This window comes from Sinorhizobium sp. (genome assembly GCF_059070375.1).
Window position 1 is genome coordinate 2,887,345 of sequence record NZ_JCACWC010000003.1, and the last position, 25,393, is coordinate 2,912,737.

The window sequence follows — 25,393 nt, forward strand, 5'->3', positions numbered from 1 at the left end:
TTGTTAGCAGAAACCAGCCTGTTTTAACAATTGGTAGGCTTGAATAACCGCCCGGAAGCGGTCTTCCGATCCCCTGTCTCCGCCATTTGCGTCGGGGTGGTGCTTCTTGACGAGCTCCTTGTATGCCGCCTTGATGTCGGCGGTCGTCGCCGAGGCCGCAAGGCCCAGCGTCTCGAAGGCCTTCGCCTCGAGCGTCTTCAGCTTGCGCAGGCGCGGCTCGTGCCGTGCCTGTCGGGCGCGCGCTTCGTTGAAAAATCCGAAAGGATCTCGCATGCGCGCCTGTGCGCCGGCGGAGCCGGAACGCGTCTGCGACTGTGTCGGGCCGTTGCGGGCGCTCTTGTTGACGCCGACCGTCCAGGTCGGACGATGGCCGGTCACCGCTTCCTTCTGGTAGCGGGCGATCTCGGTGTCGGAGAGGCCGGAAAAATAATTGTAGCCCTTGTTGTACTCCTTCACATGCTCGAAGCAGAACATGAAATACTCGCCCTCGGCATTGCGCCCGACGGGAGCCCGATGGACCGCCGTCTTGTCGCAGCCATCCCATTGGCACACCGGCGCGGACGGCTCCACGCGCGCTTGACCCCGGGGGCGCGTTCGGATGCGGTCGAAGTATTTTGAATCGAGCTTCATGACGCACATTATGGGGTTTGCAGAGGGCCACAACAAGAATTGACAAAACGGAATGTTGCTGGCTTTGTGCGGGCATTTTGCATTGCGCGGATGATGCTGCCGCCTGGCTCCAGCCCCCGCAGCAAAACAGGGAAATGGGACTGAAAATATGTCGCTGCAACGCCGCATCGAAGAGAAGCTCGTGGAAGCCTTCCATCCCGAGCGGCTGATGGTGATCAATGAGAGCGATCAGCATGCCGGTCACCAGCCGGAATTCGACGGCGGCGGCGAAACGCATATGCGCGTCCGCATCGTTTCGAGCGCCTTTACCGGCATGAGCCGTGTGGCGCGCCATCGCGCAATAAACGATCTGCTGAAGCCGGAGCTCGATGCCGGCCTCCATGCTTTGGCGGTGGAACCCGCAGCGCCGGGGGAACCGACGCGGTGGTGAAGTGCAAAAGGCAGAGGGTGCGTCGCTGAGCCGCCGTTGCGCACGTCTCTTTGAAGTGCCCTAACCCACCTGCCCCTCGTCCTCGGCCGCGCGGATGCGCAGCTTGGTGATCCGGTTCTTCACGCGCTTCATCACGGTGAAACGCTTCCCATAGAACGTGAAAGCCTGCCGTTCCTCCGGAATGCTCTTCGATTCATGGATCACGAGGCCGGCAACTGTCGTCGCCTCCTCGTCCGGCAACGACCAGTCCAGCGCCCGGTTGAGGTCGCGGATCGGCACGGAACCATCGACGACGATCGAACCGTCGGCTTCCTGACGTACGCCCTGGATGTCGATGTCGTGCTCGTCGGCAATGTCGCCGACGATCTCTTCGAGAATATCCTCCAGCGTGACGAGCCCCTGCACCTGGCCGTATTCGTCGACCACGATGGCAAGATGCAGCTTGCGGCGCAGGAAGGCATTGAGCTGGTCTTTGAGATTGGTCGAATCCGGAACGAACCAGGGCTTCTGCGCAATCTTGACGATATCGAGCGTCTCGGGCTCCACATTCGGCTCGGCGAGCGCCCGGAGCAGGTCCTTGGAATGGACGACGCCGATGATGTTGTCGGCCGAGCCGCGCCACAACGGCAGGCGTGTAAACGGACTTTCGAGGATCTCGCGCACACAGGTCTGGGGCGGGTCATCGGCATTGATCGCCCGCATGCCTGTCCGGTGGATCATGACGTCGGAAACTTCGAGTTCGCCGAGATCGAGCACCCCGCCGAGCCGGTCGCGGTCCGCCTTGATGACCGACCCTTCGCGGTGGAGCAGATTGACCGCGCCGCGCAGTTCCTCATGCGCGGTGAGCATCGGCAAGTCGGAAGAAAGATTGATGCCGAAGAGGTGCAGGATGCGCCGGACGATTGCGTTGACGAGGGACGATACCGGACCCACGACGACAACGAAGGGGCGGACCCAAGGCGCAACCGCCAGCGCAAACCGGTCCGGCGACGCGATCGCCCAGCTCTTCGGCAGGACCTCGGAAAAGATGACGAGCAGTACCGTCATGGCGACGGTGGCGATCGCCACGCCCGAATCGCCGAAGAGGCCGATCAGCAGGCTCGTCGTCAGCGACGAGGCCAGAATGTTGACGAGGTTGTTGCCGATGAGCAGCGTCCCGATCAGACGGTCGCGGCGCTCGATCAGCCGGGTGACCATGCCGGCCCGCTCATCGCCGTTGTTCTCCAGCGTATGCATCCGCGAGCGCGAGGCCGCGGTCAGCGCCGTCTCCGAGCCGGAGAAAAAGGCGGAAATAACGAGAAGGGAAATAACGGAAAGCAGCGACAGCCAATATTCCGTCAGAAAGCCCAGTAGCACATCGGTCATCGCGGGTGCTTTTCCGTAAGAAAGCTCAACACCTCCGAGGAGGGCACGTCGTCCGCCACGAAGGACTGGCCGATGCCCCTCGTAAGGATGAAGGTGAGCTTGCCTCCCTTCACCTTCTTGTCCTGGGCGATCGCCTCCATCAGCCGATCGGCCGGCGGCAATGCCCCGGGAATGTCGGCCAGGCTCGTCGGCAGGCCGACGGTTTTCAGATGGGCCTCCACGCGCCGCGCATCGTCAGGGCTCGCGAGATTCATCCGGGCTGAGAACTCATGCGCCAGAACCATGCCGATCGCAACGCCCTCCCCATGCACCAGCCGCTTGCTGTCGTAATCGGTGGCGGCCTCCAGCGCATGGCCGAAGGTATGGCCGAGATTGAGGAGCGCGCGACGTCCGTTTTCGCGCTCGTCCGCGGCAACGACGTCAGCTTTTGCCTGGCAGCTGACGGCAATCGCCTCGATCCGGGCCGGTCCGCCTGCAAACACCGCCTGCCAGTTTTTCTCGAGCCATTCGAAGAATTCCGGCTTGTCGATCAGGCCGTATTTCGCGACCTCGGCATAGCCTGCGCGGAACTCGCGCGGGCTCAGCGTGTCGAGCGCGGCGGTATCGGCGAGGACGAGGTCCGGCTGATGGAAGACGCCGATCAGGTTCTTGCCGTGCGGCGAATTGATCCCTGTCTTCCCCCCGACCGAGGAATCGACCTGCGCCAGCAGCGATGTCGGAATCTGGATGAAGCGCGAACCGCGGCGGACGATACCGGCGGCAAAGCCGGTAAGATCGCCGATCACGCCGCCGCCGAGCGCGATCACCGCGTCGTTGCGCTCGATTCTGGCGCCGAGGATGGCCTCGCAAACCGGGATCAGGTGTTCGAAGCTCTTGGTCTTCTCGCCTGCCGGCAGGATCAGGGAGACAGCCTCGATGCCGCTTTCCCCGAGACTCGCCATAAGCGGTTCGAGGTAGCGGGGCGCGACGTTCTCGTCGGTGATGACCGCCATCTTCCGGCCCTTGAGCCGGGAAGCGACCTCCCGGCCTGCCGCGGCGATCAGACCGGGGCCGATGAGAATATCGTAGGAACGCTCTGCGAGATCGACGCGGACCTTGCGCTCGGCGGTTGGCATCACATGGCTGGTCATGGCTTCAGGCTTTCTGATGATCGGCGATGGCGGCGAGAACCTCCTCGACCATCGCTTCCTTTTTCACATCACGCGAGAGAACGGTCAGGTCCGCCTCGGCATAGATCGGATAGCGCGCGCGCATCAGGTTCTCGAGCGTCTGCTTCGGATTCTCGGTCTTCAGAAGCGGCCGCGTGTCGCGCTTGTTCACCCGCTCCCATAGCACGTCCAGGTCGGCGTTGAGCCATATGGTGAGGCCGCCCTTCTTGATATGCCGCCGCGAGCGCTCATTGATATAGGCGCCGCCGCCGGTCGACACCACCCGCGGGCCGGACCTGAGCAGGCGCTTCAGCACGCGCGCTTCCAGCGCCCGGAACTCTTCCTCGCCGTAGGTCGCGAAGAGATCGCTGACCGTCATGCGCGAGACCCGCTCGATCTCGTGGTCGGAATCGACGAAAGGAACGCCAAGCGCCTGGGCGGTCAGCCGACCGATTGCCGATTTACCCGCCCCCATCAGGCCGATGAAAACGAGATTACGCTTACCGAGAGTGCGCTTCGCCCTTTCGGCCAGCGTCGCGGAAACCGGTTCGGTCACATCGTTCATTGCGCTTCAAATTCCCCATTCCTCTCCGGTATCGACAAAACGGGGGGGAGCGTCAAGCCGTCGCTTGGTGTCGCGCAGGCTTCTTGAACTTCAGGGCGTGCCCGTTCATATAGATCACGCATCCGCGCCAGCGAAACGCCCTGCTCGACTGCAGCGATCGTGGTAACGCTTCGAACAGACGGCATGATCCGATGCCGTACCGTTCCTTTCCGGCGCCATGCAGAGGAGACTTGAATGCCCACCCTCTTCCGCTTCCTGTTCATCTGCGCCGTCGGGGCCGGCATGGTCTATGGCGCGATGGTGGCGCTCGTCACTTTCGTCGACCCGGTTGAGCGGGACGTGACGGTGCGCATTCCCTCGGAACGGGTCAACAAGCCGCAATGACGGATATGTCCGCAGCCTACGTCGAATCCTTTCTGGAAATGATGAGCGCCGAGCGTGGAGCGGCGGTAAACACGCTGCAATCCTACGAGCGCGACCTCGAGGACGCGCGTTCCTTCCTGCGCTCGCGCGGCACCGGGCTCACCGACGCCTCGGCCGACGATCTCAGAAGCTATCTCTCCCATCTCGCAGGCCAGGGCTTCAAATCGTCATCGCAAGCGCGGCGGCTCTCGGCGCTCCGGCAATTTTACAAGTTCCTCTATGCTGAGGGGCTGCGCACGGACGACCCGACGGGCATCCTCGACGCGCCGAAGAAAGCCCGCACACTCCCCAAGACGCTGAGCATCGAACACGTCACCCGGCTGATCGGTCAGGCGGAAGCGGAGGCGAAGTCCGGCAAGGGCGATGCGATGGCGAATTTGCGCATGCACGCGCTGATCGAGCTCCTTTATGCGACAGGCATGCGCGTCAGCGAACTCGTTTCGCTTCCGGCAAGCGTGCTTGCGCAGAACGGGCGTTTTCTCATAATTCGCGGCAAGGGTAACAAGGAAAGGCTCGTACCGCTGTCGCAGGCGGCGATCCGCGCCATGCGCGCCTATGGCGAACAACTGCAGGAAGACGGTGCGGACAGCCCCTGGCTGTTCCCCTCCAATGGCAAGACCGGCCATCTGCCGCGGCAGGTCTTTGCCCGCGACCTCAAGAGCCTCGCGGCGCGGGCAGGCATCCGGGTGGCGGCGATTTCGCCGCACGTGCTGCGCCATGCCTTCGCCAGTCATCTGCTCGCCAACGGCGCCGACCTTCGCGCCGTGCAGGAACTGCTCGGCCATTCAGACATTTCCACGACACAAATCTATACGCATGTGCTGGAAGAACGGCTTCACGACCTCGTGCAGAACCATCACCCCCTTGCCAAACAGGCGAAAAAACAGGATTAGGTCCGCCTGATGGAATGACTTGGCAGGGCGGCCCTTGTCGAAAAACGATCGGAAACGCGTCTGATGCACAATTATCTCGACTTCGAAAAACCCATCTCTGATCTCGAAGGCAAGATTCTCGAACTGAAGAAGCTCGCCAGCGAAGACGAGAGCGTTAACACATCAGACGAGATCGCCCGATTGGAAGGGCGCGTCCGCGATGCGATGGTCGAGATCTATTCCAAATTGTCCCCCTGGCAGAAGACCCAGGTCGCTCGCCACCCCTCGCGTCCGCATTTCCTGGACTATGCCTCGCGCCTCTTCACCGAGTTTACGCCGCTTGCCGGCGACCGGAATTTCGCCAATGACGACGCGATCCAGGCGGGGCTTGCCCGCTTTCACGGCACGCCGGTCGCCGTCATCGGACAGGAGAAGGGCAACGACACCAAGTCGCGCATCAAGCACAATTTCGGCAGCCCCCGCCCCGAGGGCTATCGCAAGGCGACGCGCATAATGGAGATGGCCGACCGTTTCGGCCTGCCGCTGATAACGCTGGTCGACACGGCAGGCGCCTATCCGGGCGTCAACGCCGAGGAGCGGGGCCAGGCCGAGGCGATCGCCCGCTCGACCGAAATGTGCCTCAACGTCAAGGTGCCGATCGTCACCGTGGTGATCGGCGAAGGCGGCTCGGGCGGCGCGATCGCGATTGCGACCGGCAACCGCGTCTACATGCTGGAGCACGCGATCTACAGCGTGATCTCCCCGGAAGGTGCGGCCTCGATCCTCTGGCGCGACTCGACGCGCGCCAAGGAAGCCGCCAGCAACATGAAGATCACCGCCGAAGACCTGAAGTCGCTCGGCGTCATCGACGGAATAATCCCGGAGCCTGTCGGTGGAGCCCACCGCGACCCGGACGCGGTCATCAGCCGCACGGAAACCGTGATCGGCGACGCTCTCAAGGAGCTTTCCGCACGCAATGGCGACGAATTGCGGGCCGACCGGCGGCAGAAATATCTGAATATCGGCCGTAACCTCTGATTACGGCTCCGTCCGAGCCGTTCCAATCCGAACCATTGCGATTATTCCCGGCGATCGGCAACCGGAAATCGGACTGTGGCCAAATCTTGGCCATATTCATCAGGTCATGAGAGGTGGCCATTCGCAGGGGGCGCCTGCACGGTTAAGATTTCGTGAAGAATAATGACGTACTGATTCGTTGACGCCTGCCCTTCGTGGAACAGGCGTGCACGGATAGAATGTGGCTAGAACGGGCTTTTGCCGATGCGTTTCAGGAACCTTGTCCTCACCGCCGCTGTCACAGCCGCTCTTGCGGGCTGCACCAACGAGACGCTCGATTCGGTCAACCTGTCGTCCGTCAAGAACAAGACCGAGTATCAGCTTTCGGGCAAGATGGTCAGCAAGATGCGCGAGCTGGGCATGCAGAAGACGTCCCCGATCCTGTTGCGCATCTTCAAGGAAGAAGGGACGCTCGAAGTCTGGAAGGCGAACACGGCGAACCGGTTCCAGCTTCTGAAGAGCTACAAGATCTGCGCATGGTCGGGCAAGCTCGGGCCTAAGATGAAGGAGGGAGACCGGCAGGCGCCGGAGGGATTTTACCCGCTCTATCCGCACCAGATGAACCCGAATTCGAGCTACTACCTGGCGATCAATACGGGCTATCCGAACACATATGACAAGGCTAACGGCCGCACCGGCACCCATCTGATGATCCACGGTGCCTGCTCTTCGGCCGGCTGCTATTCGATGACGAACGAGCAGATCATCGAGATCTTCGCGCTCGCGCGCGACGCGTTCAAGGGCGGCCAGGAAAGCGTGCAGCTTCAAGCCTTTCCCTTCCGCATGACGGCGGAAAACATGGCGCGCCACCGCGACAATCCGAACATCGAATTCTGGAAGATGCTGAAGGCCGGCTACGACCAGTTCGAAGTGACCAAGCGCCCGCCGGCAGTGAATGTCTGCGAGAGGAAATACGTCTTCAATCAGCAGGCTGAGGGGCAGTTCAATGCGGCCGGCCAGTGCCCTGCGATGACGACGCCGCCGGCGCTGCAGATGGCGATGGCGAGCTACGACAAGGACTATCGGCGCGACTACGAGAAGGCCTTGAAGAAATTAGAGGGCATGGTCTGGTACGAGCCGACCGAGGCCGAACGCAAGGCGGTGGTCGCCGATCAGCGCAAGGGCCGCGAGCTTGCCTATGCGCCGACCGGCACCTCGCTCGATGCGGGCAAGCTGCTCAAGGTAAGCGATCTCGAAAAAAAGCTTGCCGAACAGAAAGAGGCCGAGGAAGCCAAGCGGGCAACCTTGATCCAGAAGGAAGCGCTGGAAAAGGCGGCCCGCGAAGGCAAGGGCCCGCCGGTGCCGCAGGCCAACCCGCTCGAGCGCCCCGTGGAGCAGGCAGCGGTGCAAGCCGAGCCCGCGAGGAAGTCGCTCTGGGGCCTGTTCTCTCGCAACGAGCCGGCGGGCGCGCCAGCCGCACCCGCCGCCGGGACTCCCGCGCAGCAGGCCGCAGGCCAGCCAACCGCTCAACAGCCCGCACCGGGCCAGCCGCAAGCCGCCGCCGGCGGGCAACAGGCAGCACCGCCGGCGCAGGACAATGCTCAGGTGGCCGCCGCTCCCACCGGGAATGCGCAAGCGCAAGCACCAGAACAGCAGCCCGCCGAGCAGCCGAAGAAGCGCCCGTTCTGGAAACTCTGGGGCAATTGATGCCCGAGGAAGCGAGACTACGCTACGATCTGAGGGGTCTGAAATGTCCCCTTCCCGTTTTGAAGACGCGCAAGCGAATGGAAAACCTGCCGCCCGGCGCGCTCATCGAGATCGAAACGACCGACCCGCTGGCCGTGATAGACATCCCGCATTTCTGCAACGAGGACGGGCACCGGCTGGAGCAGGCTGAGCCGCTCGCAGACGGACATCGTTTCGTCATTCGCAAGCGGTGCTAACTAAATTGGCGGCGCATCGCGCCTTCGGATGTGTCACAGCCAGTTCTCGACCCTTACACCCGGCATGCGGACGATCTCGCGTATATTGTTGGTCACGACAATCAGCCCTTCGCTGCGCGCGATCCGCGCGTTTCCGCCACCGGCTGCTTACGCTCGCTCATGAAATCCTCGCTGAGGCGCGGCCCGCTGGGGAACAGATCGTCCCATCTTTTGCCCTGGGGTACGATCACGCGGCTGCGGCCGATCTTGAGAATATCGACCTGATGCACACTCTCGGGAAAGGCGACGGCCTTTGGCAGCCGCACCGCCTGGCTACGGTTACTGATGAATACGGTCGAACTGGCCAAGACCCATTCCTTTCTCAAGCCCACCGGCGAGCGGGTGCTGATGAAGAAAATCCGGCCGGAGCCGTCAGAACTTCATCCCCGGCACCGCCAGGGGGTTGTCCGCGAGCGCCTGCGCATCCGGTCGGTCGACGCGCGGCTTGCCGGTGAAGGCGTCGAAGAGGTCGCGCACGAATGCTTCCTCGAGGCCTTTGGTGATCAGCACCATTCGCGTCCGGCGATCGGCCGGGTCGGGCCAGGCGGCAAGCCGTTCCGGCGCGTGAAAGACCGTCTGCACGCCGTGCAGCACCACCGGCCTCTCCGGGTTGTCCGCGACGGAAACGATCGCCTTCATGCGCAGCAGCTTTTCTCCATGGGCCGAGCGCAGGAGGTCGATGAACATCTCTAGCGCCATCGGTTCGATCGGCCGGTCATGCACGATGCTGAATGAGCGGATGTCCGAACCATGACGATTGACGTCGTGATGGTCGTTCCCATGGCCGTGGCCATCTTCGTGGTGGTGGTCATGGTGGTGGTGGCGGTGGTCGTCCGCATGGGCCTCGTCCTGAAGCCAGCGCCCGACATCGGCGACCTTGGTCGAGGCGTCGTAAAGACCGCAGGCGAAGAGGTCGGCCCGGCCCGCCTTTTCCGTGTCGCCGTCGATGATCGGCGCGCGCGGGTTGAGATCCCTGAGCTGCGCCTCGAGCCTGCCGATCCCATCATCTTTGGCGAGCCCGCTCTTGCTGATCACCAGCCGGTCGGCCACTGCGATCTGCTTCATGGCTTCCACATGATTGGCGATCGTCTGCTCGCCATTGACCGCATCGACGACGGTGACGACTCCGTCCAGCCGGAAATTCTGGGCGATCACGGGATTGCCGAGGACGGATTGAAGCACCGGTGCCGGATCGGCAAGACCGGTGGTCTCGATGACGACGCGCTTCAGCGGCTTGATGCGGCCGGTCTGCATCCGGTCCATGAGATCGGCCAGCGTATCGACGAGCTCGCCGCGCACGGTGCAGCACAGGCAGCCGTCGGAAAGCTCGATGACGCCGTCACTCGACGCCTCGACCAGGAGGTGGTCGATGGAGACATCGCCTAATTCGTTGATGATAACGGCCGTGTCGGCAAGCGCCGGATCCTTGAGCACCCGGTTCAGAAGGGTCGTCTTGCCCGCGCCGAGAAAGCCGGTGAGGATCGAGACCGGCACCACCGGCATTGGACCGTTCATGAAAAGACTCCGTTCAGAAGCTCGGGCGCGGGACCGGAATCGGCACATTGGCGATCTCGACCGCATCGCCCTGTGCCGTGGCATCGCTGCCGGCTTTTGCCGTCTTGTCGTCGCTGCCGGGTATGAGGCCGGCGAAGGCAAGTTTCAGCGGGCGGTCGATCTCGTGGATATAGGGTGAAAGCAGCTTCTGCCGGCCGGCCTCGTCACGCCCCTCGCTGCGCACCTTCGCCGCCTGCTTCGAGCAGATTTCCTTGCTGATATCGGCAACCACCCCGCGGGTTTCGCCATACGGCACGATCTCCGCAAGCGAGGGCTTGCCCGTGCCCACCGTGGTAAAAGCCATCTGCAGGAGCCTGGCCGACTCGTCGGCACGCGCTGCAAGGCTGTCTTCGCCGAGCACGACCGAAACCACCCTGCGGCCGCCGCGGCTCGCCGAGGAGACCTGGTTGAAGCCCGAGGCGCAAATGAACCCCGTCTTCATGCCGTCCGCGCCATCGAAGCGGCCTATCAGCATGTTGTAATTGGGATAGTCCTTCTTGCCGGTGGTGAAGCCTTCCAGCGCGAAATAGGACGCATATTGCGGGAATTCGCGCTTCAGCGTAAGCGCGAGCACCGCAAGGTCCCGGGCCGTCGTATATTGCCCTTTGCCCGGCAGGCCGTTGGGATTGATGAAATGCGACGAGGTCATGCCGATGCGGCGCGCCTCGGCGTTCATCTTCTCGATGAAGGCTTGTTCGGATCCGCCGACCGTCTCGGCGATCGCAACGGCGATGTCGTTCGCCGACTTGATCAGCATCATCTTCAACGCGCTGTCGAGCGTCATCTTCTGGCCGGGCTTGTAGAACATCTTGCTCGGCGGCTCCGAAGCGGCGTTCTTCGTCATGACCACCGGGCTTTCCAAAGTCAGTTGCCCCGCCTGGATGGCACGAAACGTGGTATAGGCCGTCATGAGCTTGGTCAGCGACGCCGGATACCATTTCTGGAAGATGTCCTGATGCTCGTAGACCTTGAGCGTATCGACGTCGATCACCAGCCGCGGATTGGCCGATGCAGGCAGCGCCGCAGCCAGGACGACCGCGCAAGCTCCCGCAAGCATGCCTACCCTGCCCAATCTGTCGCCCAACGGGAATCGTGCTATTGCCACAATCCAAACCTCGAAATTCCGGAGTTGCCTCGTATCGTCCCGCTATTTAGCCTATATGGCAAGGAGATGGCAAAGCCCATTCATCGGCTGCCGCGCCAATCCACCGCCCGGACACTCCAGCGGCGAGACTCCAGCCGACGCTGAAGCGTCGGGACTCGCGTGTCGAACCGAAGTGAACGAACAGACGACAGGAACGAACAATGCCGATTCTAAACCGTGCCGCCGAGCTCAAGAACGAAGTGACCGAATGGCGGCGCCATCTGCACCAGAACCCGGAGCTCCTGTTCGCGGTGGAAAATACGGCAGCCTTCGTCGAAAAAAAACTGAGGGAATTCGGCGTTGACGAAATCGTGACCGGCCTCGGCCGGACCGGGGTCGTCGGCCTCATCCGCGGCAATCGCGGCCCGGGCCGCACCGTCGGGCTCAGGGCCGACATGGACGCCCTGCCGATCACCGAAGCAAGCGGCAGGTCCTGGTCCTCGACGGCCCCCGGCAAGATGCATGCCTGCGGCCATGACGGCCATACGGCCATGCTGCTCGGCGCGGCGAAGTATCTTGCCGAAACGCGTAACTTCGCCGGCAATGTCGCGGTGATCTTCCAGCCGGCGGAGGAAGGCGGCGGCGGCGGCAACGAGATGGTGAAGGACGGCATGATGGAGCGCTTCGCGATCGAAGAGGTCTACGGCATGCACAACATGCCGGGGATGCCGGTCGGCCACTTCGGCAGCCGCGCCGGCCCGATCATGGCCTCGACCGACGAGTTCACCATCACCGTCAAGGGCCGCGGCGGCCACGCCGCTCAGCCGCACAAGACGATCGACCCCATCGCCATCGGCGCCCAGATCGTCAACGCGCTGCAGACGATCGCCTCGCGCACCGTCGATCCGCTTGCCTCCGTCGTCGTCTCCGTCACCAAGTTCAATGCCGGCTTCGCGCACAACGTCATCCCCGAACAGGCCGTACTCGCCGGCACCGTGCGCGCGCTGACGCCGGAAGTGCGCGACACCGGCGAAGCCCGGATTCGCCAGATCGCCGAGAACATCGCCGGTGCCTACGGCGCCACCGTCGACGTCTGGTACGGCCGCAACTATCCCGTCACCGTAAACCACGCCGCCGAGACCGGTCACGCGCTCGCCGTCGCCTCCACGGTCGCCGGCGAAGGCAACGTCAACGCAGCGCTCGACCCGATGATGGGCGGCGAGGACTTTTCCTACATGCTGCTGGCGCGGCCGGGCGCCTTCGTCTTCATCGGCAATGGCGATACGGCGGGACTGCATCACCCGGCTTACGACTTCAACGACGAAGCCATTCCGCACGGAATTTCCTACTGGGTGAAGCTCGCCGAAACACGGCTTGCCGCCTGAGGCACGGAAAGCGGGAGGCGACCATGCACCAGATCGACAAGACGGACCGGAGAATCCTCAATATCCTGCAGGCGGACGGGCGGATTACCAATCTGGAGCTGGCGGACCGGATCGGGCTTTCCCCGACGGCGACCAGCGAACGCCTGAGGCGGCTGCTGAAGGAAGGTTACGTCTCCGGCTTCGGTGCGCGTCTCGACCCGCACAAGCTCGGCTTCGGGCTGTTGGTCTTCATCGAAGTGATGCTCGACAAGACGACGCCGGAAGTCTTCGACCAGTTCGCGGCCGCCATAAAGCAGGCGCCCGCTGTGCTCGAATGCCACATGGTCGCGGGCGGCTTCGACTATCTCGTCAAGACCCGCTTCGAGGACATGGCCGCCTACCGCAACTTCCTCGGCCAGGTGCTTTGGACGCTCCCGGGCGTCAAGGAGACCCGGACCTATGCGGTGATGGAAGAGATCAAGAATGACGGGCCGCTGCCGCTGCTTTGAGTAGCGGCAGCGGCCCGCCAGAGCGGGATTAAGAAGTGTGCGGTTTCCGCCCGCATCCCGCGTCTCACCTATCGGAATCGATCACGCCTTGATCGATTCCATGTCGATCACGAAGCGGTAGCGCACGTCGCTTCTCACCACCCGCTCATAGGCCTCGTTGATCTGCTCCATGCGGATCGTCTCGATCTCCGAAACGATTCCGTGCTCGCCGCAGAAATCGAGCATTTCCTGCGTCTCCTTGATAGAACCGATCATGGAGCCGGAAATGCTGCGCCGTGCCGGCACCAGCGAGAAGGCATGGACCGGCACCGGATTCTCCGGAATGCCGACGAGCACCAGATCGCCATCGACCTTCAGGAGGTTGAGATAGGCGTTCCAGTCGATTTCGGCCGCGACCGTGCAGATGATAAGGTCGAAGCTGCCGGCGAGCTTTGTGAATGTCTCCGGATCCTTCGTCGCGAAGTAGTGATCCGCCCCGAGCTTAAGCCCGTCCTCTTTCTTCGAAAGCGTCTGGCTGAGCACCGTAACCTCCGCGCCCATCGCATGGGCGAGCTTCACGCCCATATGGCCGAGACCGCCCAAGCCGACGATCGCCACCTTCTTGCCGGGGCCGGCCTTCCAGTGACGCAGCGGCGAGTAGAGCGTGATCCCGGCGCAAAGCAGCGGTGCGGCAGCGTCGAGCGGAAGGTTGTCCGGGATGGAGAGTACATAGCCTTCCTTGACGACGATATGGTCGGAATAGCCGCCTTGGGTCGGTGTTCCATCTGCCTCGACGCCGTTGTAGGTCACCACCAGGCCCGGCAGATACTGCTCCAGATCGTGGTCGCGCTTGGCGCAGGTCGTGCAGGAGTCGACGAAGCAGCCGACCCCCACCCGATCGCCGATCTTGAACCTGGTGACCTTGGAGCCGACCGCCCTGACGACGCCGACGATTTCGTGGCCCGGCACCATGGGGAAGGTCGAATTGCCCCATTCGTCGCGCGCCTGGTGGATATCGGAATGGCAGACGCCGCAATATTTGATGTCGATCACCACGTCGTCGTCGCGCGGTTCGCGACGCTCGAAGGTGAAGGGTGCGAGCGGCTTCGACGCGTCCGTCGCCGCATATCCTCTTGCAATGGCCATGGGTCTGTCCTTCATGTCTGGGAGTGGCATGTCTGCGAGTGGCATGTCTGGGAGTGGCGCGCCCATCGGCCTATGGACCGCAGGCGGCAGGGCGGACTATGCTGCCTCACAAGGCCATTGCGTTAGTGCGATCCTGCAAAACTTTTGCACGATTCTGCGAGAATCGCCGAAGGCAGCTGGCGGAATAGCACCGACAACCTATCTGACCCCCTGTCTCCGCACGGATCTAAGCTATTGGAAAGTCCACCGAAGATGACAGAATCACAGCGCATGCCGCGTCAGGAAATGATCGACATCATTGCCCGGATCGCCGGAGAGGACGGCGATCATCCGACGATTATACCAGGGCTGAGCGTTCACCGGCATTCCGTTTCCGCGAAGCCGAATTGCGCCGCCTACAAGCCGAGCCTGGCGATCATAGTCCAAGGGGCGAAACGTGTCGTGCTCGGTGAGGAAACCCTCGTCTACGGCGCCTCGGACTACCTTTTGACCTCCATCGACCTGCCGGTTCTCTCTCAGATATCGCTCGCCTCGCCCGAGGAGCCCTATCTCAGCATGGCCTTCCAGATCGATACGACGAGGCTTCCGGCGCTCCTCGACGCAATCGGCCCGGAGGCGGCGAAAGCTCCGGGTTCGCCGCGCGGCATGACGGTCAGCAAGCTCACACCCGATCTTGAGGACACGGCGCTTCGGCTGCTGCGGCTCCTCGACAGACCGGATGATATCGCGGTGCTGCTGCCGCTGATCGAGCAGGAACTGCTTTATCGCCTGCTGCTGGGACCGCACGGCGCCAGGCTCCGCCAGATGGCGACCACGGAGAGCCAGCCGCACCAGATCGGCCGCGCGGTGTCCTGGCTGAAGGAACATTATTCCCGCCCCTTGCGCATCGACGACCTCGCAAGCCGCGTCAGCATGAGCGTCTCCTCGCTTCATCACCATTTCAAGGCGATCACGGCGATGAGCCCGCTGCAGTACCAGAAGCAACTGCGTCTGCAGGAGGCCCGGCGGCTGATGCTCGAGGAGCGTCTCGATGCCGGCGATGCCGGCCACAAGGTCGGGTATGAGAGCCAGTCCCAGTTCAGCCGCGAATATGCCCGCCATTTCGGCGAGCCGCCGATGCGCGACGTCGGCCGCGTCCGCCGAAGCCTCATCGGCCGTACGATGGGCGAGGTTGAGATGCTGAGCGAGGGTTAGAGCACTTCCAGGAAAAACTGTCGGACGGTTTTCCGCCCGGAAGAGCGTAGCTGCTCAGCTTCGTTCGATATCGCGGCGCAGCACGATCGAGGTCGTCAGATCCTCGACATTGTCGAGTTGCGCGACTTCGTTGCGCAGTTCGTTCAGCGCGTTGATCGAAGCGACCTTGACTTCCACGATGAGATCGAGCTGGCCGCTGACCGAGAAAACGCGTCTGACGGAGGAAAACCCGGCTAGTCGGTCGAGCACGCCGAGCGAGGGCGTCCGCTTCAGCGTCACCAGAAGGAAAGCCTCGATCTCCCCCTCTTCCAGCTGGCCGATGTCGGCGCGATAGCCGCGAATGACGCCGGCCGTCTCCAGCCGCGCGACACGCTCGGCCGTCGCACTGCGCGACAATCCGATACGCCCGGCCAGCGACTTCATGGGAATACGCGCCTCGCGGCTCAATATGCTGAGGATCGTTCGGTCTGTCGCGTCGATTTCCTGCCTCCTGCGGCCGGCCAGAGGGACTGCCGGGCGGCTGTCGAGTAGCGCCGGCAAGATGACGGTTATTATAACCAAAGTGCCGGTGCAACCGGCGAAATGCCGGATGCACTTGCCGGACGGGCGTGCAACTCTCGTCACAAGAGCGGGGGGTCTCCATGAACGACATGCTGAAAACGACGCCGGATTTCACGATCGAGGAAGCGCAAGCCCTCCTCGCGCAGCACTTCGGCCTGGACGGGTCACTTCAGCCGCTGGACAGCGAGCGGGACCAGAACTTCAAGGTCAATACCGGTGATGGCCGCTGCTACATTCTGAAGATCGTCAACGGCGGCGAACCGGAAATCGAAAGCGACTTCCAGACAGCGCTGCTGAAGCACGCCGGCGAAAATGCAGGAGACCTGCCGGTTCCGCATTTGCAACCGACTCTGTCCGGCGAGAACCTCGCGACGACCACGAGACGCGGGATCGTCCATCGATTGCGGCTGGTCACCTGGGTTCCGGGAACTCCGCTCGCACAGTCCGATCGGAGCGATGGAGCACTTCACTCCCTCGGCCGGGTGCTCGGCCGCTTCGATGCCTCGCTCAAAGGCTTCATGCATGCGGGCGCCCTGCGCGAGCTCGACTGGGACATCCGCAATGCCGGACGTTCTGCCGGACGGCTCGCATATGTGGCCGATCTCCAGGATCGTGCTCTTCTCCAGCGCTTTCTCGACCGCTTCGACGAGCGGGTCGCTCCGCGGCTCCCGATGCTGCGCTCCGCCGTCATCCACAACGACGCAAACGACTGGAACGTCCTCATCGACGAAGACGACCACGACCGCATTTCCGGCATCATCGACTTTGGCGACGCCCTCTACGCGCCCGTCATCGCCGAAGTCGCGATCGCCGCCGCCTATGCCGGCCTCGACCACCCCGATCCGATCGGCGCTGCGGCTGCGATCGCCAGCGGCTACCATGCCGAATACCCGCTCCTCGAAGAAGAAGTCGATCTCCTCTTCGACCTGATCGCCATGCGGCTGGTCACCTCGGTGACGATCTCCGCATCACGCCGGGCGCATACCGCCGACAACCCCTATCTCGCGATCAGCGAAAGGCCGGCCTGGGCGCTGCTGCGCAAACTCGATGCGATGAACCCGCGTTTCTCAACGGCGATCCTGAGAAAGGCCTGCGGTTTCGAGACAGTAGCCGGAGCCCGCGCCGTCGCCTCCTGGATCGTCGGAAATCGCAAGAGCCTCCTGCCGCTTCTCGATCGTCCAGCCGCGGCCTATCCGGCCGCTCTCGTCCCCTACGGCGATCCGGCGCATCCGATGACCGTCAGTTCGGCGGCCGGCCGGCCGCATGACGCGCAGTCGGTCTGGGAAGAGCAATGCCGCCGGGCCGGCGTCGAGCTCGGCATCGGCCCCTGGGGTGAAGCCCGTACCGTCTATTCGGGCGAGATGTTCGTCTCCCGCATGGTCGAAGAGACGCGCCGCACGCGCCATCTGGGTTTTGACCTCTTCATGGCCGCGGGCACCAAGGTCCATACGCCGCTTGCAGCCACCGTCGCGAGCGTCGAGATCGAGAAGGATCCGCTCGGATACGGTTGCCTTATCGCTCTGCGCCATGAACCGGACGGCTGCCCGCCTTTCCTGACGCTATGGGGCCATCTTGCCCATGAGGCCGTCAGCCGGCTGAAGGCAGGCGACAGGCTGGAGGCGGGAGCGCTTGTCGGAGAAATGGGCGCTCCGGAAGAAAACGGCGGCTGGGCGCCGCATCTGCATCTGCAGATCTCCACCGACACAAGTCTCGCAGCGACGGACATCCTCGGCGTCGGCGAGGAGCGCTATCTCGACGTCTGGGCGGAGCTCTTCCCCGACGCGAGCACATTTGCCGGCATTGCGCCGGAATTCTACGACCGGAGCGGCCGCCCCCACGAGGACATCATCAGGCAACGGAAAGAGCTGCTGCTGCCGAACCTGTCGATTTCCTACGAGAAACCGATCAAGTTCGTGCGCGGCGAAGGCGTGTGGCTGATCGACGATCGCGGCCGCGCCTATCTCGACTGCTTCAACAATGTCTGCCACATCGGCCACGCCCATCCGGCCGTGGTGGACGCATTGGCCCGGCAGGCAGGGACGCTCAACACCAACACGCGCTACCTGCACGACAACATCGTCGCCTATGCCGAGCGGCTGACGGCCACGATGCCGAAGGAACTCGCCGTCGCCGCCTTCGCCAACAGCGGCTCCGAAGCCAACAATCTCGCCCTGCGCCTGATGCGCGCGCACACGGGCAAAGAAAACGCCGTCGTGTTGGACTGGGCCTATCACGGTACGACGCAGGAGCTGATCGATCTCAGCGCCTACAAGTTCCGCCGCAAGGGCGGAAAGGGCCAGAAGCCGCATGTTCACGTGGCGGCCGTTCCGGACAGTTACCACGCGCCGGCCGCCTGGCCGCTGGAGGAACACGGCAGGCGCTTCGCCGAAAACGTGGCCGAGCTGATCGCGGCGATGCGCGCCCGAGGCGAAGCGCCGGGCTTCTTCCTCGCCGAATCCGTTCCGAGCGTCGCAGGCCAGGTGTTTCTGCCGGATGGCTACCTCAAGGAGGTCTACCGCATGATTCGGGAGGCCGGCGGCGTCTGCATCGCCGACGAGGTGCAGGTCGGCTTCGGCCGGGTCGGCAGTCATTGGTGGGCCTTCGAGACGCAAGGCGTCGTTCCTGATATCGTCACCATGGGCAAGCCGATCGGCAACGGTCATCCACTCGCAGCAGTCGTCACGACGCGTGAGATCGCGGCCTCGTTCGACAACGGCATGGAGTATTTCAACACCTTCGGCGGCAACCCGGTGTCCTGCGCCGTCGGTCTCGCCGTGCTCGACGTCATCGAAGGCGAGGACCTGCGCCGCAATGCGCTCGATATCGGCAATCATCTTCTCGCCGCCTTCCGGACCATGCAGGAGCGCTACGAGGTCATCGGCGACGTTCGCGGCCTCGGTCTGTTCCTCGGCATCGAGCTCGTCAGCGACCGCAGGACCAGGGCGCCGGCGACGGAGATCGCCCGGGCCGTCGCGAACGGAGCCCGCCAGCGCGGCGTACTGATGGGCACTGAGGGCCCACATGACAACGTCCTGAAAATGCGACCGCCTATGATCTTTTCGAGGCGGGACGCGGATCACCTGATCGCCGTGCTCGAGGAAACATTCGAGGCCGTGCTGGCGCGAGCCGGATAATTACAAGGTAGAGGCATTACCGAAGAACCAGACCACTCCGGGCGCGACGCGCGTCCTGGAGCTCAATGATTGCGTCTTATAACGGAGGAGAACAGGACGATGAAAACCGGCATTTTGGCACTCTTTGCGACGGCGTTTCTTGCCGGCACGACGGCGCAGGCCGCAACCCTCGATGTCGTCAAGCAGCGCGGCGAGCTGCGTTGCGGCGTGAGCCAGGGCGTGCTCGGCTTCTCCGCCCCGGACGATAAGGGCGAGTGGTCCGGCTTCGACATCGATTTCTGCCGCGCGGTCGCGGCCGCCACCCTCGGCAGCCCGGAGAAGGTGAAGTATGTGCCGCTTTCGACCAAGGAGCGCTTCACCGCACTCCAGTCCGGCGAGGTCGACCTGCTTTCGCGCCAGACCACCTGGACGCTTTCGCGCGACACGGATCTGGGCATGAGCTTCGTCGGCGTGAACTATTATGACGGCCAGGCCTTCATGGTGCGCAGCGATATCGGCGTGAAGAGCGTCAAGGAGCTCTCGGGCGCCTCCGTCTGCACGGAGACCGGCACCACGACCGAACAGAACATGGCGGATTATTTCAGCGCCAACAGGATCGAGTATCAGGTGATCGCCTTCGAAAAGGCGGACCAGACGATCCAGGCCTTCAATTCCGGCCGCTGCGACGTCTATTCCACCGATGCCTCCGCGCTCTATTCGCAGCGGCTGACGCTCAATGATCCTGACCGCTTCGTCGTCCTGCCGGAGGTCATTTCCAAGGAGCCGCTCGGCCCCGCCGTCCGCCAGGGCGACGATCAATGGTTCAAGGTCGTTCGCTGGACGCTCTTCGCGATGATCGAGGCAGAGGAGCTGGGCATCACCCGGGACAATGCCGCTTCGCTCCTCGAAAGCGGAACCGCCGCACAAAAGCGCTTCCTCGGCATCGACAACGAAGCCGGAAAGGCGCTCGGGCTCGATCCGAAATGGGCCTATCAGACGGTGGCTGCGGTCGGCAATTACGGTGAGATCTTCGAGCGTCACCTCGGCAAGGAGAGCGCACTCAGGATCGATCGCGGCCTCAACAGGCTCTGGAACCACGGCGGCCTGATCTACGCGCCGCCGGTCCGCTGACCTACTGCATGTTTCCTTCGATCGCAGCCGATTGAAGGACAACGACATGCAGCGGATCAAAGCAGGCGCCGCAGGGAATTCCGGCGGCGCCTTTCTCCTACCATCCCTCTTCGAGCACCCTGGCCAGCATATCGGCGAAGAAATCGGCGCTCTCCCGGGCGAGGCAAAGCGGCGGTTTGATCTTCAGGACGTTCAGATGGTCTCCGGTCGGCTGCATGACGATGCCGAGATCGAGAAGGCGGTCGCAGATCGCCGCGGTTTCCTCGGTGGCCGGTTCGAGCGTTTCGCGGTCGCGGACGAATTCGACGCCCAAGTAAAGCCCCATTCCGTGAACGGCGCCGACGAGAGGAAACCGGTCCCCGAGCGCCTCGAGCCGACTCTTGAGATGGGTGCCCACCGCGCGGGCATTTTCCTGCAGGGCGTCGTCGTGCAGAATGTCGAGGACGGTCAACCCGACGACGGAACTCACGGGGCTGCCGCCGGCGGAAGAGAAGAAATAGCCTTCCTTCTCCAGCGCATCGGCAATCTCCCGCCGCGTGATGACCGCGCCCAGCGGATGGCCGTTGCCCATGCCCTTGGCGACGGTGATGATATCGGGCACGACGCCCTGTTGCTCGAAACCCCAGAAATGATGACCGAGCCGCCCGTAGCCGACCTGCACCTCGTCGGCGATGCAGACGCCGCTCCTCTCCCGGACCATGGCATAGACCGCTTCCAGATAGCCGGAAGGCAACGGAATGCCGCCGGCATTGCCGTAGACCGGTTCTGAGATGAAGCCGGCGAGCTTCCCGCCTTTCTCGTCCAATTCCGCGAGCTTTCGAGACACGGCGTCGACATAGTCGCCCGTCGAACCCTCCCCGCGGAACGGGCCTCGATAGGTGTTCGGCGAGACGACGGGATGGACCCAGTCCGGACGCGTCGCCAGCGCCTGCGGATTGTCAGCGATCGAGGTGGAAACCGCGTCGCTCGCGACCGTCCAGCCGTGATAGGCCTCCAGCAGCGAGATCATGTTGCGCGCTCCGGAATTGGCCCAGGCGAGCCGGATGGCGAGATCGTTCGCCTCGGATCCGCTGTTGACGAGAAAAACAGTGTCGAGACCTTCCGGCGCGAGCGCCGCAAGCCGCTCGGAAAACTCCGTCACGGCAGCATAGTGGAACCGCGAATTGGTGTTGAGCAGCGACCATTGCCGCCCGACCGCAGCCGACAGGCGCGGATGCCCGTGGCCGACGAGCGTGACGTTGTTGACCATATCGAGGTAAGCGCGCCCTTCGACGTCGAAGAGATGCTCCTTCCAGCCGCGCTCGATCTGCGGCGGCGTGCGGTAATAGTTCTTCTGCGGCCGGGCATAGTGCCGGCGGCGGCGCTCGAGGAGCCCGGCCGCGTCCGGCAAGGCCGCGTCGCAATCGAAGCCCAGGATCGGTGCGGGCGACGGGCACAGCCGGCGCCATGCCTCCGCCTGATGCGACGCAGCGAAGGCGGGCGGGTCCACCTCCGGCGTCGTGCAAAGCTGGACGCGCATGAACCCCAGGGCCGACGGATCGCCGGGGACCACGCCGATCCGTGCGCCCGCCTCGAACGCGTCTTCGGCGAGGTCGGCTGCCTCCACGCCGTAAAGATGGAGATGGAGACCTTCGCCCGAGAAGATCAGCTTGCCGCCGCGCTGGTGGAGCCGGCCGGCAAAAGGCGCGTGCACGGCAGTCTGCCCATGCAGGCATAAATCCACGTGCAGGGCGAATGTCCGGGGGGCGCTTGCCTGCAGGAGCCTCGTTTCCGTCAGCCGGTACTCGCCATAGCGCGTCGCCGCGGCACCGGCCGCACGCGCCGCCGATTGCAGGAGCAGGGCTTCGGTGTCCTCGTAATGCCAGCGATCGGCAGGAAGGTGCGGGCCGAGCGAGGAAAGATCGACGATGCCTATTTCCGAAGGGTCGAGCTCGGGCAACAGCCGACCGCCCATCTCGGGCGGAGGAAGCTGCGGAGCCCTCTCCACGGCCTCTCCGATCGCATGCTCCATGAGTTCGAGAGGCACGGAAACGGCAACGTCGAAGATTTCCCGCTCATGCGCGGCATTGCCTTCGACATAGGCATTTTCCGGATCGACCTCGAGCTGCTGCGCCGTGCTCGCCACGAGAACGCAGGCACGCGCGACGATCAACGGCCAGAGCGCCTTCAATTCGGCATCCGTCAAAGGGCAGACGGCATGGAACGCCTTCACCGCCGGCAGGATATGGAAGGGGTCTCCGTCCGAGTGATGCAGCAGCGATGCGCAGGTAACGGCAAGATCGGCGACCACCCATCCTTTCAGCACATCGCCGAAATCGATGACGCCGTCGGGGATGAGGTGCCCGCTCCTGTTCGCGCGGCTCACGACATTGTCGTCGGTGACGTCCTGATGGATCGCCTGCAGGCGGAGCTCCGGCATCAGCGGCTGAACCCTGCGCATGGCGCCGACCATCGCCTCGGCAATGCGCTGGCGCAGATCGATGTCGCTCATGGCCGAAAGCAGGTGAAGCGCGACCGGCCCCGCCCTTCTGAGGTCCCATTGCAGCTCCCGCTCGAGCCCCGGGTGATCGAAATCCCTGAGTGCGACGGCCAACCGGCCCGCAAGATCGCCAAGTGCCGCCACGGTTTCCACGGCCAGGTGCCTGCGGCGCGTCAGAGGCGTGCCGTCGAGATAGGTGAGCAACCGGAACTGATAGGTTTCCTCGCGGACGGATGCGGCAACGATTTCCTCGCCGCTCAAAGCGGACATCACTTCGGGCACTTTGGGAGCATCGGGCCTGGTGGCGACATGCCGCAAAGCGGCATTCTGGGCTTCGATCTCGGCCCGCGCATATTCGGCACGCGCGATCTTGAGGACGAAACGTCCCTCGCTTGTGTCGACGCGGTAGTTGCGGTCCTGCTGGCTGCCGAGTTCCGTAAGATCGCCGGAAAGCCCGTAATGTTGGGCGAGGATCGCCTGCGCCTCTTCGATCGACACGTCCGGTCTCGCAAGCTGCGTGCGGCGCTTCAGCAATTCGTCTTCCATCATTTCCTTCCCGTCTTTGCGAAGGTGTCCTTCTTACTGCGAAACACCTTCAAGACGATAGCGCGTACCCGGATAGGTGAGCCACGCGACCGTCACATTCGCAGCTTCCGACCAGGTCCGGCGACGGATCATCAGGCACGGTTCGCCGCGGCCGATCGAAAGGAGCTTGCATTCCCACGGCTTCGGCAGAACGGCTTCCACGATCTGCTCCGTCCGCGTGATCGGCGCCACCAACGTCAGATAGACGTTCGGGGTCATGCTGGTGAAATCCTGTTCCAGGTAATTGGGGCAGATCGCAGGATTGACGAAACGGTCCTCGATCTGGATCGGAACGTCGTCCTCCGCGTGGACGATGATCGAGTGAAAGACCCGCGCGTTCGTCGCAAGCCCGAGCGCCTCTGCGACCCCGGTGCTTGCCTGCTCCTCCTCGAGGAGCGTGATCCGCGAGGTATGCCTGTGGCCCCGCTCGCGAATCTCGTCGGCGATATTGCGCACCTCGAGAAGGGCCGTGCTGCCCTTGTGGGCAGCCACGAAGGACCCTACCCCCTGGACCCGCGTGATCGCACCCTCGCTCGCCAGTTCGCGAAGTGCGCGATTGGCGGTCATCCGGCTGACTCCGAGATCGGCGACGATATCGTTTTCGGACGGTATGCGATGGTGCGGCGGCCAATCGCCGCTTTCGATGCGGCTGCGGATGAACTGCTTGACCGCTTCATAGCGCGGTACCGGCCCGTCGTCGAAAACCGCCCTGTCGCTCTTACGACCCGATACCGCCATGCGATGCTCCGTTGCGGCCGGGCGCCGCCGGCCCGGCAAATCAGCGATTGTTTTCCTTTATTTCCAGCTTGCGCGCCACAAGAAAATATCTATAGTTCCATATACAACCACGCACAGGAACGGCGCTCATGACAGCTTTGTCCGCTCATCGACTGTTTGCCGAACAGGCGCTGCTGCCGACCGGTTGGTCCAAGGACGTCGCGATCTCCGTCGACCCCGCGGGACGCATTCTCGCGGTGGAAGCAGGGCAATCGAAGGCACCCGGCGACGAGCATCTGTCCGGACCCGTCGTGCCGGCGATGACGAACCTGCATTCCCACGCCTTCCAGCGTGCGATGGCCGGCCTTGCGGAAGTGGCCGGAACAGGCGACGACAGCTTCTGGACCTGGCGCGAGGAGATGTATCGCACCGTCGGTCTGGTCGACCCGGACGATCTCGAGGCAATCGCCGCCAAGCTCTATGTGGAAATGCTGAAAGGCGGCTTCGGCCGTGTCGTCGAATTCCACTACCTTCACCATCAGCTCGACGGCACGCCTTACGCGGACCCGGCGGAAATGTCGCTGCGGATACTAAGGGCCGCGCAGACGAGCGGCATCGCGCTCACCCATCTGCCGGTCTTCTATGCCCATGCCAATTTCGGCGGAGCTGCGCCGAGCGCGGGGCAGCGTCCCTTCCTCAATGATCCCGACCGCTTCCTCGCGCTGCTCGATCGTCTCTCGCCCGCTTGCAATGCGACAGGCGCGAGGCTTGGCTATGCGATCCATTCGTTGCGGGCGGCGACGCCGGAGGAAATGCGCGCGATCCTGGAATCATCTCCCCTCACCGGCCCCATCCACATCCATGTCGCCGAGCAGCCCCGCGAAGTGGAGGATTGCCTGGCCTGGAGCGGCCGGCGCCCGGTCGAATGGCTTCTCGACAACATGCCGGTGGACGAGCGCTGGTGCGCGATCCACGCGACGCACATGACGCCCGACGAGACGAACCGGCTCGCCCGGTCGGGAGCGGTCGCCGGCCTTTGCCCCGCGACCGAGGCCAATCTCGGCGACGGAATTTTTCCCGCGGTCGATTTTCTTGCGGCAGGCGGACGTTTCGGGGTCGGAACCGACAGCCATGTCGCGACGAGCGTCGCGGAAGAGCTTCGGCTCCTCGAATACGGGCAGCGCCTGCGCGACCGCAGGCGCAACCGGCTCGCCGCGCCCGGCGCCTCTGTCGGCAGGACAATCTTCGATGCGGCGCTTGCGGGCGGCGCCCAAGCGGCCGGAATGGAAGAGCCGGGCATCCGCGCCGGCGCGATGGCCGACCTCGTCGTTCTCGACGGATCCAATCCCTATATCGCCGCGGCAAGCGGCAACCAGATTCTCGACCGCTGGCTCTTCGCACTCGGCGGGGATACGGTTCGCGACGTCATGATCGCTGGCGAATGGAAGATCCGCGACGGACGGCATGACCGGGAGGAAGACATCGATCGCGCCTTCGCGTGCGTTCTGAACAAGCTCAAATAGCAATCGAATCGCGATTAAAAAA

At 63.5% G+C, this 25,393-nt stretch carries 23 protein-coding genes and 1 pseudogene; 12 read left to right on the forward strand and 12 right to left on the reverse strand.

Annotation, left to right across the window (positions count from 1 at the left end; genetic code table 11):
• Positions 1-3: 3 nt before the first annotated feature.
• Positions 4-639 (reverse strand): J domain-containing protein, encoded by a 636-nt coding sequence (locus AC5J09_RS25950; RefSeq protein ID WP_100674170.1) that lies wholly within the window; start codon positions 637-639, stop codon positions 4-6.
• Positions 640-778: 139 nt separating this feature from the next.
• Here AC5J09_RS25950 and AC5J09_RS25955 point away from each other — a divergent pair, with 139 nt between their 5' ends.
• Positions 779-1,060 (forward strand): BolA family protein, encoded by a 282-nt coding sequence (locus AC5J09_RS25955; RefSeq protein ID WP_494298865.1) that lies wholly within the window; start codon positions 779-781, stop codon positions 1,058-1,060.
• Between the two features lie 60 nt (positions 1,061-1,120).
• Here the strand turns inward: AC5J09_RS25955 and AC5J09_RS25960 are convergent, their stop codons facing one another.
• From AC5J09_RS25960 to AC5J09_RS25970, 3 genes are read right to left on the reverse strand one after another with little or no spacing between them, the layout of a single operon-like run.
• A complete protein-coding gene (locus AC5J09_RS25960; protein WP_100674168.1) occupies positions 1,121-2,425 on the reverse strand; it encodes an HlyC/CorC family transporter in 1,305 nt (434 codons plus the stop codon).
• On the reverse strand, positions 2,422-3,555 hold the full coding sequence (gene aroB, locus AC5J09_RS25965; RefSeq protein ID WP_494298866.1) for a 3-dehydroquinate synthase: 1,134 nt from the start codon (positions 3,553-3,555) through the stop codon (positions 2,422-2,424). The genes AC5J09_RS25960 and aroB overlap by 4 nt, the downstream gene beginning before the upstream one ends.
• Before the next feature lie 4 nt (positions 3,556-3,559).
• Positions 3,560-4,138, reverse strand: a complete 579-nt coding sequence (locus tag AC5J09_RS25970; protein WP_275597403.1) for a shikimate kinase — start codon at positions 4,136-4,138, stop codon at positions 3,560-3,562.
• Between the two features lie 234 nt (positions 4,139-4,372).
• Here AC5J09_RS25970 and AC5J09_RS25975 point away from each other — a divergent pair, with 234 nt between their 5' ends.
• The 5 genes from AC5J09_RS25975 to AC5J09_RS25995 all read left to right on the forward strand — a co-directional run bounded on the left by AC5J09_RS25975 (position 4,373) and on the right by AC5J09_RS25995 (position 8,393).
• Complete coding sequence (locus AC5J09_RS25975; protein WP_018096896.1) at positions 4,373-4,522, forward strand: hypothetical protein; 150 nt, start codon at positions 4,373-4,375, stop codon at positions 4,520-4,522.
• Positions 4,519-5,454 (forward strand): site-specific tyrosine recombinase XerD, encoded by a 936-nt coding sequence (gene xerD, locus AC5J09_RS25980; protein ID WP_379938019.1) that lies wholly within the window; start codon positions 4,519-4,521, stop codon positions 5,452-5,454. Before AC5J09_RS25975 ends, xerD begins: the two co-directional genes overlap by 4 nt.
• A 63-nt stretch (positions 5,455-5,517) precedes the next feature.
• Entirely contained in the window at positions 5,518-6,471 is a 954-nt protein-coding gene (locus AC5J09_RS25985) for an acetyl-CoA carboxylase carboxyltransferase subunit alpha (RefSeq protein ID WP_003527479.1), read from the forward strand.
• A gap of 243 nt (positions 6,472-6,714) precedes the next feature.
• A complete protein-coding gene (locus tag AC5J09_RS25990; RefSeq protein ID WP_494298867.1) occupies positions 6,715-8,157 on the forward strand; it encodes a L,D-transpeptidase family protein in 1,443 nt (480 codons plus the stop codon).
• Positions 8,157-8,393, forward strand: a complete 237-nt coding sequence (locus AC5J09_RS25995) for a sulfurtransferase TusA family protein (protein WP_494298868.1) — start codon at positions 8,157-8,159, stop codon at positions 8,391-8,393. The genes AC5J09_RS25990 and AC5J09_RS25995 overlap by 1 nt, the downstream gene beginning before the upstream one ends.
• 33 nt (positions 8,394-8,426) lie before the next feature.
• Here the strand turns inward: AC5J09_RS25995 and AC5J09_RS26000 are convergent.
• The 4 genes and pseudogenes from AC5J09_RS26000 to AC5J09_RS26015 form a co-directional block, all read right to left on the reverse strand.
• Positions 8,427-8,513, reverse strand: a pseudogene (locus AC5J09_RS26000) (VapC toxin family PIN domain ribonuclease); the annotation flags it as partial.
• Positions 8,495-8,740, reverse strand: a complete 246-nt coding sequence (gene vapB, locus AC5J09_RS26005; protein ID WP_494298869.1) for a type II toxin-antitoxin system VapB family antitoxin — start codon at positions 8,738-8,740, stop codon at positions 8,495-8,497. The gene vapB and the pseudogene AC5J09_RS26000, both read right to left, overlap by 19 nt.
• Before the next feature lie 64 nt (positions 8,741-8,804).
• Complete coding sequence (locus tag AC5J09_RS26010; protein ID WP_494298870.1) at positions 8,805-9,947, reverse strand: CobW family GTP-binding protein; 1,143 nt, start codon at positions 9,945-9,947, stop codon at positions 8,805-8,807.
• Between the two features lie 13 nt (positions 9,948-9,960).
• Entirely contained in the window at positions 9,961-11,043 is a 1,083-nt protein-coding gene (locus tag AC5J09_RS26015) for a D-alanyl-D-alanine carboxypeptidase family protein (RefSeq protein WP_494298871.1), read from the reverse strand.
• Between the two features lie 248 nt (positions 11,044-11,291).
• Here AC5J09_RS26015 and AC5J09_RS26020 point away from each other — a divergent pair, with 248 nt between their 5' ends.
• Together AC5J09_RS26020 and AC5J09_RS26025 are read left to right on the forward strand one after the other, a co-directional pair.
• On the forward strand, positions 11,292-12,455 hold the full coding sequence (locus AC5J09_RS26020) for a M20 aminoacylase family protein (protein ID WP_494298872.1): 1,164 nt from the start codon (positions 11,292-11,294) through the stop codon (positions 12,453-12,455).
• A 23-nt stretch (positions 12,456-12,478) separates the two neighbouring features.
• A complete protein-coding gene (locus AC5J09_RS26025) occupies positions 12,479-12,943 on the forward strand; it encodes an Lrp/AsnC ligand binding domain-containing protein (RefSeq protein WP_010970133.1) in 465 nt (154 codons plus the stop codon).
• A gap of 81 nt (positions 12,944-13,024) precedes the next feature.
• Here AC5J09_RS26025 and AC5J09_RS26030 read toward each other — a convergent pair whose 3' ends face one another.
• Complete coding sequence (locus tag AC5J09_RS26030) at positions 13,025-14,068, reverse strand: NAD(P)-dependent alcohol dehydrogenase (RefSeq protein ID WP_494298873.1); 1,044 nt, start codon at positions 14,066-14,068, stop codon at positions 13,025-13,027.
• Positions 14,069-14,320: 252 nt separating this feature from the next.
• On the opposite strand from AC5J09_RS26030, the gene AC5J09_RS26035 reads away from it, so the two are divergent.
• Positions 14,321-15,262, forward strand: coding sequence for an AraC family transcriptional regulator (locus AC5J09_RS26035; RefSeq protein WP_411921821.1), 942 nt, complete (start codon positions 14,321-14,323; stop codon positions 15,260-15,262).
• 54 nt (positions 15,263-15,316) lie between these two features.
• On the opposite strand, the gene AC5J09_RS26040 is transcribed toward AC5J09_RS26035, so the two are convergent.
• A complete protein-coding gene (locus AC5J09_RS26040) occupies positions 15,317-15,802 on the reverse strand; it encodes an Lrp/AsnC family transcriptional regulator (RefSeq protein WP_411921865.1) in 486 nt (161 codons plus the stop codon).
• Between the two features lie 101 nt (positions 15,803-15,903).
• Here AC5J09_RS26040 and AC5J09_RS26045 point away from each other — a divergent pair, with 101 nt between their 5' ends.
• Together AC5J09_RS26045 and AC5J09_RS26050 are read left to right on the forward strand one after the other, a co-directional pair.
• Complete coding sequence (locus tag AC5J09_RS26045; RefSeq protein ID WP_494298874.1) at positions 15,904-18,957, forward strand: aminotransferase class III-fold pyridoxal phosphate-dependent enzyme; 3,054 nt, start codon at positions 15,904-15,906, stop codon at positions 18,955-18,957.
• A 99-nt stretch (positions 18,958-19,056) separates the two neighbouring features.
• Positions 19,057-20,067 (forward strand): amino acid ABC transporter substrate-binding protein, encoded by a 1,011-nt coding sequence (locus tag AC5J09_RS26050; protein ID WP_275597395.1) that lies wholly within the window; start codon positions 19,057-19,059, stop codon positions 20,065-20,067.
• Positions 20,068-20,164: 97 nt separating this feature from the next.
• Here the strand turns inward: AC5J09_RS26050 and AC5J09_RS26055 are convergent, their stop codons facing one another.
• Positions 20,165-23,095, reverse strand: a complete 2,931-nt coding sequence (locus tag AC5J09_RS26055; RefSeq protein WP_494298875.1) for an aminotransferase — start codon at positions 23,093-23,095, stop codon at positions 20,165-20,167.
• A 30-nt stretch (positions 23,096-23,125) separates the two neighbouring features.
• Complete coding sequence (gene hutC / locus AC5J09_RS26060; protein ID WP_018096882.1) at positions 23,126-23,869, reverse strand: histidine utilization transcriptional repressor HutC; 744 nt, start codon at positions 23,867-23,869, stop codon at positions 23,126-23,128.
• Between the two features lie 128 nt (positions 23,870-23,997).
• Here hutC and hutF point away from each other — a divergent pair, with 128 nt between their 5' ends.
• A complete protein-coding gene (hutF, locus tag AC5J09_RS26065) occupies positions 23,998-25,371 on the forward strand; it encodes a formimidoylglutamate deiminase (protein ID WP_494298876.1) in 1,374 nt (457 codons plus the stop codon).
• Positions 25,372-25,393: the final 22 nt, after the last annotated feature.

Coding starts and splice junctions, on each gene's coding strand:
- AC5J09_RS26055 (WP_494298875.1), bottom strand. CDS start 23,095: ATGATGGAAGACGAATTGCTGAAGCGCCGCACGCAGCTTGCGAGACCG.
- AC5J09_RS25990 (WP_494298867.1), top strand. CDS start 6,715: ATGCGTTTCAGGAACCTTGTCCTCACCGCCGCTGTCACAGCCGCTCTT.
- AC5J09_RS26010 (WP_494298870.1), bottom strand. CDS start 9,947: ATGAACGGTCCAATGCCGGTGGTGCCGGTCTCGATCCTCACCGGCTTT.
- hutF (WP_494298876.1), top strand. CDS start 23,998: ATGACAGCTTTGTCCGCTCATCGACTGTTTGCCGAACAGGCGCTGCTG.
- AC5J09_RS25985 (WP_003527479.1), top strand. CDS start 5,518: ATGCACAATTATCTCGACTTCGAAAAACCCATCTCTGATCTCGAAGGC.
- AC5J09_RS26035 (WP_411921821.1), top strand. CDS start 14,321: ATGACAGAATCACAGCGCATGCCGCGTCAGGAAATGATCGACATCATT.
- AC5J09_RS25950 (WP_100674170.1), bottom strand. CDS start 639: ATGTGCGTCATGAAGCTCGATTCAAAATACTTCGACCGCATCCGAACG.
- xerD (WP_379938019.1), top strand. CDS start 4,519: ATGACGGATATGTCCGCAGCCTACGTCGAATCCTTTCTGGAAATGATG.
- AC5J09_RS25960 (WP_100674168.1), bottom strand. CDS start 2,425: ATGACCGATGTGCTACTGGGCTTTCTGACGGAATATTGGCTGTCGCTG.
- aroB (WP_494298866.1), bottom strand. CDS start 3,555: ATGACCAGCCATGTGATGCCAACCGCCGAGCGCAAGGTCCGCGTCGAT.
- AC5J09_RS26015 (WP_494298871.1), bottom strand. CDS start 11,043: ATGCTTGCGGGAGCTTGCGCGGTCGTCCTGGCTGCGGCGCTGCCTGCA.
- hutC (WP_018096882.1), bottom strand. CDS start 23,869: ATGGCGGTATCGGGTCGTAAGAGCGACAGGGCGGTTTTCGACGACGGG.
- AC5J09_RS25995 (WP_494298868.1), top strand. CDS start 8,157: ATGCCCGAGGAAGCGAGACTACGCTACGATCTGAGGGGTCTGAAATGT.
- AC5J09_RS25955 (WP_494298865.1), top strand. CDS start 779: ATGTCGCTGCAACGCCGCATCGAAGAGAAGCTCGTGGAAGCCTTCCAT.
- AC5J09_RS25970 (WP_275597403.1), bottom strand. CDS start 4,138: ATGAACGATGTGACCGAACCGGTTTCCGCGACGCTGGCCGAAAGGGCG.
- AC5J09_RS26050 (WP_275597395.1), top strand. CDS start 19,057: ATGAAAACCGGCATTTTGGCACTCTTTGCGACGGCGTTTCTTGCCGGC.
- AC5J09_RS26020 (WP_494298872.1), top strand. CDS start 11,292: ATGCCGATTCTAAACCGTGCCGCCGAGCTCAAGAACGAAGTGACCGAA.
- AC5J09_RS25975 (WP_018096896.1), top strand. CDS start 4,373: ATGCCCACCCTCTTCCGCTTCCTGTTCATCTGCGCCGTCGGGGCCGGC.
- AC5J09_RS26045 (WP_494298874.1), top strand. CDS start 15,904: ATGAACGACATGCTGAAAACGACGCCGGATTTCACGATCGAGGAAGCG.
- AC5J09_RS26030 (WP_494298873.1), bottom strand. CDS start 14,068: ATGGCCATTGCAAGAGGATATGCGGCGACGGACGCGTCGAAGCCGCTC.
- AC5J09_RS26025 (WP_010970133.1), top strand. CDS start 12,479: ATGCACCAGATCGACAAGACGGACCGGAGAATCCTCAATATCCTGCAG.